Origin of the sequence: Paenibacillus lacisoli (assembly GCF_030580655.1) — a bacterium.
GTDB lineage: Bacteria > Bacillota > Bacilli > Paenibacillales > Paenibacillaceae > Paenibacillus > Paenibacillus lacisoli.
In genome coordinates, this window is record NZ_JAUQTB010000004.1 from 105,720 (window position 1) to 118,625 (window position 12,906).

The window sequence follows — 12,906 nt, forward strand, 5'->3', positions numbered from 1 at the left end:
GTTGTTGTTTGGGCATTGTAGAGATCTGCTCCTTAACATGATAGTTTTATTCTACAAGCCCTTATTTTTTATGTCCAACTAAGTGTAACCGATCCACTCCTTGTTTTAACGAACAGCATATCCTTAACGAGGATGATCGGATATATGCACTTGGTTTCAAAGGGAAGCACGAAACTACACCAAGGATCTACGAAAAGCATATGGTTATGTAGACTTACAAGAGTATGCGCTGAGCGAAAAGGTTAAGCGTTCCCCCAGCGGGTAAAACTAGAACACAGGACATGTGTGTACAAGCGGTTGATTACTCCTTTCACAACAGGAGATTGTCGGAACAGAACTTTTCCGCTCCGTATGGCATTGGGCTGCTTCAAGCCTCAAGGATCTGTGCACATCAGTTGTTAAATTTTATTTAAAGGTTGTGTTCCTCATGAATGGATCGAAGGTTGCTTTCCTATCGGTGCTCAGCAACAGCTTTATCGTTATTCTTAAGCTGATTGTCGGTTTTGTGACCGGCTCAGTCGCCATTATCTCGGAAGCGATCCATTCTGCGCTGGATTTAGTCGCTTCATTGATCGCCTTCTTTTCCGTACGACTGTCAAGCCGATCAGCGGATAAGACGCATCCCTACGGTCACGGCAAAGTCGAGAATATTTCGGGCACCATCGAAACGATCCTGATCTTCGTAGCCGGGATCTGGATTATCTACGAGTGTGTGCATAAGCTGTTGAATCCGAGTGAAATTCAGCTGCCGCTGCTCGGGATCCTCGTGATGCTGCTCGGGGCAGCCATTAACTTTTTCGTCTCCCGAAAAGTTAACAAAACGGCGGTCGAAAACCATTCTGTAGCCATGAAGTCCAATGCCCTTCATTTGCTTACAGATGTCTATACCTCGCTCGGGGTAGCGCTCAGCCTGCTGCTTGTCACACTAACCGGCTGGACATATCTTGATCCCATTATCGGTATCATCCTGGCCGCGTATATTATGACAGAGGCATACAGGCTGCTGAAAGAGTCATTCCCGCCGCTGCTGGATGCCAGCTTAACTGCTGAAGAAGAAGAGCAGATCAGCCAGGCAATCCGCCTGTTCGAACACGAGTATATTGAAGTGCATGATCTGCGTACCCGCCGCTCCGGCCCGGAAGAGTTTGTTGATTTCCACCTGGTCGTCCCGTCCTCGATGCCGATTGGAGAAGGCCACCGTCTATGCGACCGGATCGAGCAGGCTATTCGGCAGAAATTTGACCACGCACAGGTGCTGATTCATCTGGAGCCGGAGGATGAGAGGTTGTCAGAGTAAAAGCTTGTAAACATGAATAAGACCCTGTAGTTGCAGAAATAGTTTGGTTAGGATGCAGAAAAAAGCGTGTATCCCTTCAAAGGGACACACGCTTGATGGTCGGCTGAGAGCCGGTTATTCATAGAAATTTCAAATTAGAAGCTGCCTTTTACGACCACTTCAGACAATGGAAGGCGGCCGGATGGACGAGCCGGTTCTTTGGCTGTACCCACGGTAATGAGCATAACCGGGATGTAGCGCTCCGGAATGTTAAACTTTTCTACCAGCTGTGGTGCACTGAATCCGCCCATAGCGCAGGTATCATAACCCAGCGCTTTGGCAGCCAGCATGATATTCTGTGCAGCCAGCGAAGAGTTCAGGATGGCAGCATCACGGGCTACCTGCGGGTTGGCATAAGCACCGTTAATCTGACCCACCAGGGCATCACGAATTTCAGCAGCCAGGAAGCCGGCATCAACAGCCTGGTCATAGATGACCGTGTTACGGTTAGCTTCCAGATCACCCAGAACAGCAATCGTAACCGAGCTGTCCACGACCTGCTGCTGATTATAAGCGATTGGCAGCAGCGTTTGCTTGTCAGCTGCATCTTCAATCACGAGGAATTTCCAATGCTGCAGGTTCCAGGCGGATGGAGCTTGGGAAGCCGCTGTCAGGATAGCCTCCAGATGCTCGGCAGGCAGAGCTGCGCTTGAATCATATTTTTTCACGGCATGACGTTCGCTGATCACGCGAAGGGTTTCATTTTGTTGCGTAATGGACATAATCACACACTCCCAATATTTTTATTAAATTATATCTGCTCGACATCAAGATTGTTTTCCTGGTCCACCAGGCCTGCTCTCTAACGATCGCACGGCTTGCGAAAACAACGTCAACAAGACTCCTGCCAGCCTTGCTCACGTCACAACCGCAGAATCTGCTCTTCAGACAAATACCGCTGACCTGTACTTACTCTGCATCCCCACCAAGATGGAGGAAATCTCTCCGTGATGAACGGGCTTCAATCTGCTCACGCACATCCTGAAGGGTAATCCGGCTGAAATAATCGCGCAGTACCGATTCGCCCCCGCAATAAATCTGCTCCATGACGTCTGTCATATTGGAGCCTACCTCACATGGTGAGTTCTTCTGTCCGCTGCACCAGTTCGGCTTAAGGGAACCTTCTGACAGCAGATGGTACAGATCACCCAGCGTGAGCTCGTCTTCAGCAATGGCGAGTTGGTAACCTCCGCTGGCCCCTTCCCTGGTCGTAACATATCCCTGCTTGCGCAGCAGGCTGAGCACCTTGCGTACCCTGGCTGGATGCGTGCTGACACTGGCTGCCAGGCAGTCGCTCGTCGCCATCTCCTTCTGCTTCATACTAAGCAGCACGAGACAATGTACGGCAATGGTAAATTCACTGGTCATATCCGTACCGCCTTTCAAGTTACTGTTATTATAAAAATAACAGTTCAAAGCTGTCAACTGAAAAGTTTAAAAATTGAATGATTCAACAATGCGCTGACGGCATCAAATTCCGGTAAGATGGGGGTCAATAAAGGGAAGGCCCTGACAAAATGGAACAAAAACGGATGAATGAAGGGGATTTACGGGGAAATCGGGTTATCGTTTATCTCTAGACATGAAAAGCTCACTGCCTATAATGGCAATTCGCGTAAAGGATAATGATTGATCGAAATTTACGCACTCCCGGATTAATTCCTCGCTGAGGATAAGGCTCCCTCCGTGAGGCTGGAAGAGTTCGGCTGTCGTATGGTCAGTTGAAGGGAAATCGCTCTGTCTGTCCACCTGATAAAGAATACTCCTCCGGATAACGTCCCTATCCGTCAGAAGGGAGGTGGAAGCGGACAAACCAAGATAAGACCGGGATCAAACAAAGAGGTATCCAGCAATGTATAAAAATGATTATTTATGATTCTGTATGTCACCGCTCATCTCTCCCAATCCGTTATCTTCCACGCTGCTGCGCAGCCCATACACAATATGAAGCACACAGGCAAACACCAGCAGTGCTCCCGTTGCCCATACAACGATGTTTAGATAAGGTGCAATCAGCAGCACCGCGTACAGAACGGAAGCCGCAAAACCATACATGCCGGACAATGCCGCCCACTGCTTACAGTCACTCATATCCACCGCCCCCTTCCTGCATTTATATTCACTATATACATATTATTAACCTATATTTGGAATTCCTTCATCTATTTGCAGCCCTTTTTTCTAATAAATACTTATTAAAGGAAAAATATAGAATAGATAGACAAGAAATACGCCAACAACACTTGATAAAACTAATAAGATTAGTTAATATACTAATATCATTAGTAAAAGGAAAGAGGCGGACAATTATGCGTGTTACCCAAACCCACTCGGTTTATCAATTGGCTTTTCTACCACGGTTATTCCCCGTCAATGTCTATCTGGTTGAGGAAAATGATGGACTCACCCTCATTGATGCCGGAATGCCCTTCAGTCTGAAGGGCATTCTGGAGTTTGCCAGGCAGAGCGGCAAGCCGATCCAGCGCTTGGTATTGACCCATGCACATGGTGATCATGTCGGTGCGCTGGATGGACTGAAGGCTGCCCTTCCCGATGCCAACGTGTACATCTCCAGACGGGATGCCTGTCTGCTGGCAGGTGATGGGTCCCTTCTCCCCGGCGAACCACAGACTCCGGTAAAGGGCAGCCTGCCGCGCGGGATTATAACCCAGCCGGACACTCTGTTGGAAGACGGTGACCGGATTGGCTCTCTGCAGGCGGTTGCGACTCCGGGCCATACCCCCGGACATATGGCCTACCTCGATACGCGCAGCGGTGTGCTGATTGCCGGAGATGCATTTCAACTGCGGGGCGGTGCAGCCGTATCCGGTATCCTGCGCCCGCTGTTTCCCTTCCCCGCCATGGCAACCTGGAACGCACCTATTGCCCTTACCAGCGCCAAGCGGCTCGCCGCCCTGCATCCATCTGTTCTTGCCGTTGGTCATGGCAGCCTTCTCCCAGAACCGGGGGCCGTGATGAACAAAGCCATTGCACAGGCCGAACGCAAGCTGAAAGCAGGTGCTGGCTCATGAGCCGCCGGCCAGGACTTGACCGCACGACGTTAATCCAGACTGCCGCCGACATTGCAGATACGGAGGGCATGGAGGCTGTCACGCTTTCTTCGCTCGCCCAGAGGTTAGGTGTCCGCTCCCCGTCTCTCTATAATCATATCGAAGGTCTGCCTGCACTGCGGCAGGCGCTTGCGCTTCACGGTACCCGTATGCTCGTCAGTGAACTTACGGACGCTGTCGTCGGACGTGCAGGTGATGATGCAGTTCGCGCCTTGTGCGATGCCTATATTTCGTTTGCCGTCCGCCATCCGGGATTGTATGACTGCACCTTCGCTGCACCAGAGCCGCATGAGCCGGAGCTCGAAGCCGTCAGTCAGCACTTTCTGACATTGATGCTCCAGGCCATGCAGTCCTATAAGCTCAATGATCTGGACGCGCTCCATGCGGTCCGCGGCCTGCGTATGATGGCTCATGGTTATGTCTCTCTCGAACGGCAGAGGGCCTATGGTATGGATTTCGATCCCGCAGAAAGTCTAAACCGCCTGCTCAACAGCTTCCTGCGCAGTCTTAATGATCCTCTGCGTTAACAGGGCCTTTAACCTGTTCATGATGATGTTAAGCAAGTTGGAAATAAAGCGAAAACCCCGTCCAAACTTGGACGGGGTTTTATCATTCGGCTGTCTTCCGGTCTGCAACGGGGACGGTGTCGGCGCGTTCGCCTGCCGGCGACAGGCTCAGCAGTGCCTTAAGCAGTCCCTCGCATCTCCATACCATCATCAGCGGGCGGAACCAGATCGATTCCGTCATCGCAAGGCCGAATAGACGCAGCAGATCAAAACCATGACGGTATCGCCGGAATCGCCATTCACCCATCAGCACAGCACCTGCCGACAATAGAGAGCCGTACAGCAGCATCATGACCGTCAGAGCAATGCTGATCTCCGTCGCGACGAGGCGGGTCGTAAATCCTAGTAGAATCAGCAGTACACCGCACAGCTCAAGGATCGGTCCGATAATCTCGGTATGAATGAAATACGGCACGGACACAAAACCGGTCAGGCCGTAGCGGCGGTTCCAGAGCATGCTTTTATTTTTCCAGAGTATAGCGAAGATTCCCTGCTGGCCTCGGGACCGTTGTTTGCGGAGAACGGACAGTGAAGCCGGTGCCTCCCGCCAACAGACCGGCTCCGGGACATACACCACTTTCGCCAGGCTGCCTTTATCCATGGTAAGACGGTAGATGCGGAGAATTAGGTCCAAATCCTTGTCCAGACCTTCGGCCTGATAACCTCCGGCTTCGATGACCCAGCTCCGTTTGAATAAGGCAAAAGCTCCGGAGACAGCAGTCAGCAGGTGGTATTGGCTTGTCCCGACTTTTCCCAGCAGGGAACGGCGCAGATACTCAATCACCTGCATGACGACTAAGGGATGACGCGGCAGTGTCTCTTTCCTGCCGGTAAACCCGAGGTCGCCTGTGTTGATAAAACCGGAAGAACCACCGACTGCAACCACCTCTGTTCCCAAAGGGGTCTCCATCAGCGGACGCACCAGTGTGCGGAAAGCATCCCGGTCGAGCTCCGCCCTCTCCGACAGATCGGGAGCAGCCACATAAGGGTACTGGGCTACAGCAAGTCCTGCATTCAGTGCAGATGCTGTACCTGTATCCGCCTGGTCTACGATAATCACATGGCGGTGTCGCTCCGAACGGTAGACAGCACGAACCTGCCTGGAAGCCGGCCCGCTTCCCGAATATGCGATTCTGCTGCGGATTTCTTTCAGATCATATTCTTTTTTCAGCCTGTTCAACGAATCGTCTCTACCCATATCACCCACGACAACAATTTCGTACCTATGATAGTTTATATCCAGCAGATGCTCTATGACTTCGGCCGTTCGTACTGCTCCTGCTTGGGCATGCAAAAGCACTGACAGCGGCGGAGCCAGCTCTTCATAAAGCTGTTCGTCGTAAGCAGGCCGCAGCAGGTGCTCGCGGTAGATCTTGCGCGCTGCAAGCAGATAGATTACGAGATAAGGAATCGTGAGCAGAAAAATATATACCACAATCGCGTTGTTTACCACGGTAAAGAAAAAGCTGGTGACTTCAGGCCATTTTCCATTCATAATGTTTCCTTTCCAGCGTCTCCTCCGCCATCTCTCTTGCATAGAGGTCCGGATGGAGGGCAGCAAGCCGCTCCAGCTCTTCCATGCCGCCCTGATACCGGGCCAGCGCTTCACCCGCCTGCTGGCGCACCAGCAGGGACGGGTCTCCCAGCAGCAGCTCCAGCCGGGGCAGAAAATCATCCTCACGGATGCTTCCCATCAGCTTTGCACGCATGAGCCGTTCCAATACCGACGGCTCCCTCTTCTGCTCCAGCAGCTGCTGCAGGTACTGCAGTCCTTCCGGAGTCATATAGCCAAAGTTAGCCAGCGCCTTCAGCGACCTGATCCTCAGTTCATCCTCTGTTGAGAGAAGGCCCTGCTCGAAGATAGACAAGACTTCAGCAGTGCGTACATTTAACATCCGCAGGGCATCCACCATGCTGCACTGGACCCCCAAAGGGTATTCTTTCCAATAAAGCAGCAGCCGGTCCCAGCAGTTCGGCGGGAGAGGGAGAAGGAGCTGCAATTGCTGGATTTCCGCTGCCTCCGTGTGCTTCCAATACTCAGGCTCGGTGATGGAGGAATCCCCGCTGCGGGCAAGAATACGCCTGATCTTGAATTGCTCGATCGGGGTGCTGATACTGCGTTCCATTAGAATTTTAAGATGATCATTCATACCGCTTATCCTAAATTTCTCGATAGCCTGCAGCGCCTTGACCCTCCGGTTCCAACGGCGGGATTGCAGGCTGGCCTTGTAATCATCAAGCAGCAAACCTTCCGCAAAATGCTCAATCCGAGCCCGTTCTTCCCAGTTCTGAACACGGGATAGAGACTCCAGTAGGGCTTGTTCGATGGCCGGTACAGATTCCCCGCTCCTTAAGTGAAGATGCCGGGACTCTGCCCCTGTCTTCACAAATCGGTCCAGCGGGGAATCCTCTTCCATCAGCCACCGGTAACGCCGCTCACGCTGATCCAGCTTGGAGGTATGTCTGCAGTTGCGGAACAGCAGCGCAACCAGCATCAGCAGCAGGAAGACAAATAAAACAACCGATAATCCGATCATCCACTCCATGAATGTTTCAAGCCATCTCATAGAAGCAGCTCCCCCAGCATACGTTCAATCCGGGCTTCAAGATCCTGAAGCTCGAACGGTTTTGTTACATAATCATCCGTTCCCGCCCGGAGCGCTTCTGCAACGGCTGACTTCTCGCCAAGACCGGTCAGCATCATGACCGTATATTTTGCTGTAGCCTGGTCGCCGCGAATACGGCGAAGTACATCCATGCCGCTCATGCCGGGCAGCATGCGGTCCAGAATAACAAGGCAGCGGGTTCCCTCCCGATGCCAGCTTTCTTCGAAAAACTGCTCGCCGCTCTCAAAGCTGCGCACCTCCAGTCCGTATACCGCCAGATCACCCAGGCGCTTCGTCAGCATGCTGCGCATAAGGCCATCATCATCAATGACCGCCACCCTGATTTTGTCTGAACGTTTGGCTGCAGCAGCCCCGGTCCGATAGACGGCGGCGTACCCTCCGCCGCCCTGTTTCGCTGCTTCAAGTGCTTCATGCGCTTCATCCAGCGCGGCATCAGCCGGCATGCTGGTCCGGACCGAAGCGATACCAGCCGTTACGCTTAGACTGTAGGGCTTCCGGCCTTCAGCATAGAAGGTACGGGCGCCAAAGGTATCCAACATGTCTTGAATACATGCCCGGGCCTCCTCTTCGTTCAGCCCCGGCTGCAGCAGCAGGAAGCGGTCGGATCGGTCACGCGCCCATATGTCCCGCCTTCGCAGTCCGCCTCGAATGCCGGCTGCAAAACTCTGCAGCACCCGATCCCCTTCCTCGAATCCGTAATCTGCATTGATTCGGGCAAACCCGTCCAGATTCAATTCTGCCAGCGTGAGCGGCTGGCTGTTCAGACTGCTCTCTTCCAGGTGACGCTCTAGCTCCTGACGGAAGAAAGTAGCATTATACACTCCTGTCAATCCATCCAGCAGCAGCATGGAAGTCAGACGCTTCCGGCGGCTGATCTGACGCTCTACACGTACTGCAAACTCCTCGGGATCGAATGGCTTCACGATAAAATCGTCAGCTCCCGAACGATAGCTTCGCAGCCGGGTGTCCCTGTCACTCTTGCCGGTCATGAGAAGGGTTGGCACCAGATACTGCTCACATTTCTCCCGAATGTCCTGCAAGATATTAAACCCGCTATCCTGCTCGAGCACGATATCCAGAACGACACAATCCGGCTTCAGCTCGTAGAACCATTCCCGTGCACGGTCAGGTGAAGGGGTAGCCAGCACCATCATTCCCTGAGCCTCGAGGGTATCCTTCAGCAGGCACAGCAGACCGAGATCATCATCTACCAGCAGGACAAGCGACCTGCCCGGCTTCATCGGCGTGCCAACCTGAAGGAACGGACGCTCATGACCCGGTTCACTTTCCGCTGGCGGCCGGCGGCCAACGACTGCGGCGGGTTCCGCAGGGCTGTCTCCATGTTTCAGTGTTCTGGTCTTCAGCAGATGTACAAAGGGCTGCAGCAGCAGCTCCGTCTCCTCCCGGCTCCAGAGCCGTGGATTTCCTTCATCCACCTGCTTCAGGGCAGAAACAGCTTCCTCGCTCCACCGCGGCATCCCCATCGTCCCGCCGGTCCCCTTGATGGAATGGAGCAGCAGGTACAGCTCATTTTCCTTTACACCCTGCAGGCGCTGCAGCAGCATGTTAATGCGTGTCTCCATCTGCTCCATAAACATGTTTTGATATTTGTTCATTCGTTCTCCTGTCCAGGATCTGTCCGGCTTGCGGGATCCTTGCCGCCGGCCTGAAGATCTACTTTCATATAATCGTTGTCCACCTGCAGGTCTCCAATCGGAATTCCCTTCTCAGCGAATGCTTCCTTAACCGCTGTTTCACTCTGGACAGGCAGTACAATGTTACCCTGGGGAGCACCCTGTCCGATCAGGCTCTGTCCCAGCTCCAGCAGACGTTCCACGGTGAATGGCTTTTGCAGATATTTTTCAAAAGGCTTCTCCAGATAATCACCGGGACGCTCCAGCACAGAAGATACAATGACAGGCGCGCTGCTCCAGGTCTCCTGCTCCAGCAGCCCGGATACAACATCCCAGCCGTTCAGTATGCCGCCCAGCTGAATATCCACAATCAGGAGCAGCGGCGGGCCGCCGTCCGAGATTTCCATGCCCAGCAGGGCCTCCTCTGCCGTCTTGAAGCGGACAATATCGTAGTTCCTGTTCTCGAACGTAGCTCCGATCAGGCGTCCCAAGTTCTCGTCATCCTCCACCACGACAATCCTGCCGCTGACGGACTGGGGCTGGTAACTGTCCAGGCTTACCGTAAAGGTGCTGCCCTCTCCGAAACGGGAGACAAAAGTAACCCCGCCTCCGAGATCCTCCATAATTTCCTTCACGATCGCAAGGCCAAGTCCGGTCCCGCCAATCTGGCGGCGATCCGTATTATCTACCCGGTAAAATTTGGTGAACAGATTGGCCTTCGCCTCTTCCGGGATACCAAGACCGTAATCTGTAATATCGACATAACACTGGTCCCCCTCCAGACGGATCGAGACATCAATATCAGGAGAATGCGGGGAATACTTGATGGCATTGCTGATGATATTGTGTAAAACCTGTGTCAGCCGGTCTGCATCGGAGAGCACATAATAGGGCCGATCCGGCAGCTTCAGCAACAACCGGTGTCCTTCTTTGCCCTGCCACTGTGCACATACATCGGCAGTCAGACTCCCTAGATCCAGCGGCACCTTCATATAAACCTGACGTCCCGATTCCATTCGCTGTAAATCCAAAAAGTCATTAATCAAATTAGACAATCTGTGGGATTCCTTATAGATCGTCTCCATGTATTTCTTCTGCTTCTCGGGTTTAACATCCCGGTTCAGCAGAATTTCCATGAAGCCCAGAATACTCGCCAGCGGGGTTCGCAGTTCATGGGAGACAATACTCACGAATTCGTTTTTCGCCTGATCCGCCTTCTCCTCTTCGGTACGGTCCCGAAACACGATCAGATAACGATTCTCATGACCCTTCTCCTGCAGTGTATTCATGTAAAGCTCATAATAACGGACCATACTCCCGCAGCTCCATGCGAACTGCTCATTGTACTCGGCGGCCTCTCCGGCCAAGTTGGCAGCAAGCTGGTGCCGGACGGCCTCGGCTGCAGCTCCTCCTGATTCCAGCTGCCGGTACAGCAGCTCCACCGAAGATCCGGCATGCAGGCCTTGGCTGAGCAGTCTCGACGCCTGCTTGTTCACGAACGTAATATGTCCATCCGATCTGCACATCAGGATGGCCTCATGGATCGAGTCCACCACCTGCTGGATCATATCCCGCTGATCGGCAAGCAGCTGTTTCTCGGTAAGCAGCTCTTCATTGAGCAGTTCCAGTGAAGCCGACTGCCTGCGGCGTTCCTCGCCTGCAAGCTGGGCGAACAGGGCTAGAGCAAACTGGCGGACCAGCCCTTCAGTCACCTGCACGTTATCCTGTGCTGCGGCCGGCGAAGCATAAGCCGTCAGAAGCAAAAATCCGGCTACACGATTCTGCTCGTCCGCCAGCGGATAATACTGGTCAAATGCCTTGCGGTAGGCACCGTGAACGCCAGCTTCCGCCTCCGACAGTTCCCGGGTACGGAATAAGGGCTGCTGCTCGGAGAAGATCCGCTGAGCCGGACCGAATAGACCGTCATGGTTCATCGCAAAACCCTGTTGAGGATAGCCGGAGGCGTATACCGTCTCATAACCGGTGCCCTGACCGCGTCGATCCATGACCACAAGTGCAGCATCCTGATCGAGTGCATCCAGCAGTGCCGGAATGGCCTTCTCCAGGAAATGAGACATTTCGGTGAACCCGGTCAGCACTTCCTGATACAGATTAATGGTAGAGAGCTCCGCTTCCCGTTTGGTCAGCTTTGCAAGTGTCTCCTCCTGTTCCATCTGCTGGGCTTGAATTTCCTCGTTCTGGGCTTCCAGTTCATCATGCTGGTCTCTCATATGGCGCAGATTGCGTTCCTGCTCTTCGCTGCGGTCTTGAAGCTCTTGGGTCATGTGATTGATTCCGCTGATCAGACGGCCAATCTCGTCCTCCCGGCCAGGGGCCTGGATCAGAGAATAATGCCCTTGGCCGATCCGTGCGACAGCTGTCTCCATCTGATGGACAGGTTCAATCACGTGCCTCCGCAAATAGCGGATGAGCAGGAAAGCGATCAGACCTGTACCTGCAAAGAGCAGAACCGGAACAGCCACAATCATCTGGTTAATGCTCTTGTTCTGCTGAACGAGATCGCTTACCGACTGCCGCTGCTGATTGATCAGCAGGTCAAATTCCCTCTCAATACTGCGGACCAGCGGTGTCGCCTGGTTCTGGGAGAGCTCATTCAGCGACTTCATGTCATTCATGGTCTTGAGATCCATTGCATTCTTCAGCACACGCCAATACTGGCTGTTAAGGGTCTGCAGCTCGCGAATCCGCTGCGCTTCACCTTCCAGGCTCCCATAGCTGTTTGCATAACGCTGAACCATTGCCTGGTATTCCGACTTATTACTCCCGATATCGTCAAGAAACTCGCCTCTTCCGTAAGCAGCATAGCCACGGAAGGCGGATACAATGCCGTTAAAGACTTCTTCCATGTCCTGTATCCGGTTCAGCTGCTCAATCTGGCCCGTGATGCGCTCGTCAAGCCGGGATGTCTGGCGGTTGACGAGCAGGGTAACAGCCACTGTAATGATTGCAAATGCTATCATCAGCCGGTAGGCCGCAGCAGTTACTTTACCTGTTAATGTCTGTCGCTGGGTCACCATGCTGTTATTCCTGCCCTTCGGCTGAGAGCAGCTCTTCGATTTCATCCAGCAGCTGCAGCGGGCTGAACGGCTTCGCAATATAACGGGATACACCAACCTGCTCCGCACGCTTACGGTCCTGCTCCTGTGCCTTGGCGGTCAGCAGGATGACCGGCTTGCCGCTGTTCGGCCCGTCCCCGCTCCGCAGCCGCTCACATACCTCTATGCCGGTATGTTCTGGCATCATATAATCCAGAATGATCAGATCATAGGTTTCCCCGGCCAGCAGCTCGAGGGCTGCACGGCCATCCTCCGCCTCTGCCACTTCGTAGCCTTCATCCTCCAGCGTCTCTGTCAGCAGAAACCGCAGAGCTGCTTCATCTTCTGCAATCAAAATTCGGGTTTTGGCCATGACTATGCACTCCTCGACCACATCCTTATTGGAGGCGGCTGATATATTTTTCAGTAACCTTGTCTATCCTGTGAATAACACAGCTGCACGGCCGGCAGTCAGCCATAAGCATCCCGCTATCGCGCTATCCATCTCCTGAATATGGTATAATAAATATCACATCGGCTTTTCGTATATATAAATGTAGAGAGGGGTCTTCCTAGTGGGCTCTATCAGTCCCTCCATCTTGCAAATTGGCGGCAC

General features: G+C 53.2%; 11 protein-coding genes. 3 read left to right on the forward strand and 8 right to left on the reverse strand.

The features are described from left to right. The first annotated feature begins 427 nt into the window (after nt 1-427). Entirely contained in the window at nt 428-1,297 is an 870-nt protein-coding gene (locus Q5741_RS09915) for a cation diffusion facilitator family transporter (RefSeq protein ID WP_305023931.1), read from the forward strand. Nucleotides 1,298-1,431: 134 nt separating this feature from the next. Here Q5741_RS09915 and Q5741_RS09920 read toward each other — a convergent pair whose 3' ends face one another. From Q5741_RS09920 to Q5741_RS09930, 3 genes are all read right to left on the reverse strand, one after another. Continuing rightward, entirely contained in the window at nt 1,432-2,058 is a 627-nt protein-coding gene (locus tag Q5741_RS09920) for a nitroreductase family protein (RefSeq protein WP_305023932.1), read from the reverse strand. Nucleotides 2,059-2,245: 187 nt separating this feature from the next. Continuing rightward, nucleotides 2,246-2,704: an Rrf2 family transcriptional regulator gene (locus Q5741_RS09925; protein WP_305023933.1), complete on the reverse strand. Its 459-nt coding sequence runs from the start codon at nt 2,702-2,704 to the stop codon at nt 2,246-2,248. 498 nt (nt 2,705-3,202) lie between these two features. Then, nucleotides 3,203-3,427 (reverse strand): hypothetical protein, encoded by a 225-nt coding sequence (locus tag Q5741_RS09930; protein ID WP_305023934.1) that lies wholly within the window; start codon nt 3,425-3,427, stop codon nt 3,203-3,205. A gap of 218 nt (nt 3,428-3,645) precedes the next feature. Between Q5741_RS09930 and Q5741_RS09935 the strand changes: the two genes are divergently transcribed. Both Q5741_RS09935 and Q5741_RS09940 read left to right on the forward strand, forming a co-directional pair. Then, complete coding sequence (locus tag Q5741_RS09935) at nt 3,646-4,368, forward strand: MBL fold metallo-hydrolase (RefSeq protein ID WP_305023935.1); 723 nt, start codon at nt 3,646-3,648, stop codon at nt 4,366-4,368. After that, entirely contained in the window at nt 4,365-4,934 is a 570-nt protein-coding gene (locus tag Q5741_RS09940; RefSeq protein WP_305023936.1) for a TetR/AcrR family transcriptional regulator, read from the forward strand. The genes Q5741_RS09935 and Q5741_RS09940 overlap by 4 nt, the downstream gene beginning before the upstream one ends. Nucleotides 4,935-5,016: 82 nt before the next feature. On the opposite strand, the gene Q5741_RS09945 is transcribed toward Q5741_RS09940, so the two are convergent. Genes Q5741_RS09945 through Q5741_RS09965 form a run of 5 tightly spaced genes read right to left on the reverse strand, consistent with a single transcriptional unit; the run spans nt 5,017 to nt 12,663 of the window. After that, complete coding sequence (locus Q5741_RS09945) at nt 5,017-6,468, reverse strand: glycosyltransferase family 2 protein (protein ID WP_305023937.1); 1,452 nt, start codon at nt 6,466-6,468, stop codon at nt 5,017-5,019. Continuing rightward, nucleotides 6,449-7,540 carry a HEAT repeat domain-containing protein gene (locus Q5741_RS09950; protein ID WP_305023938.1) on the reverse strand — a complete coding sequence of 364 codons (1,092 nt, stop codon included), beginning with the start codon at nt 7,538-7,540 and terminating at the stop codon, nt 6,449-6,451. The genes Q5741_RS09945 and Q5741_RS09950 overlap by 20 nt, the downstream gene beginning before the upstream one ends. Continuing rightward, nucleotides 7,537-9,216 carry a response regulator gene (locus Q5741_RS09955; protein ID WP_305023939.1) on the reverse strand — a complete coding sequence of 560 codons (1,680 nt, stop codon included), beginning with the start codon at nt 9,214-9,216 and terminating at the stop codon, nt 7,537-7,539. Before Q5741_RS09955 ends, Q5741_RS09950 begins: the two co-directional genes overlap by 4 nt. Next, nucleotides 9,213-12,272 (reverse strand): ATP-binding protein, encoded by a 3,060-nt coding sequence (locus Q5741_RS09960; protein WP_305023940.1) that lies wholly within the window; start codon nt 12,270-12,272, stop codon nt 9,213-9,215. The genes Q5741_RS09955 and Q5741_RS09960 overlap by 4 nt, the downstream gene beginning before the upstream one ends. A gap of 4 nt (nt 12,273-12,276) precedes the next feature. Beyond that, entirely contained in the window at nt 12,277-12,663 is a 387-nt protein-coding gene (locus Q5741_RS09965) for a response regulator (protein WP_305023941.1), read from the reverse strand. Nucleotides 12,664-12,906 lie beyond the last annotated feature (243 nt).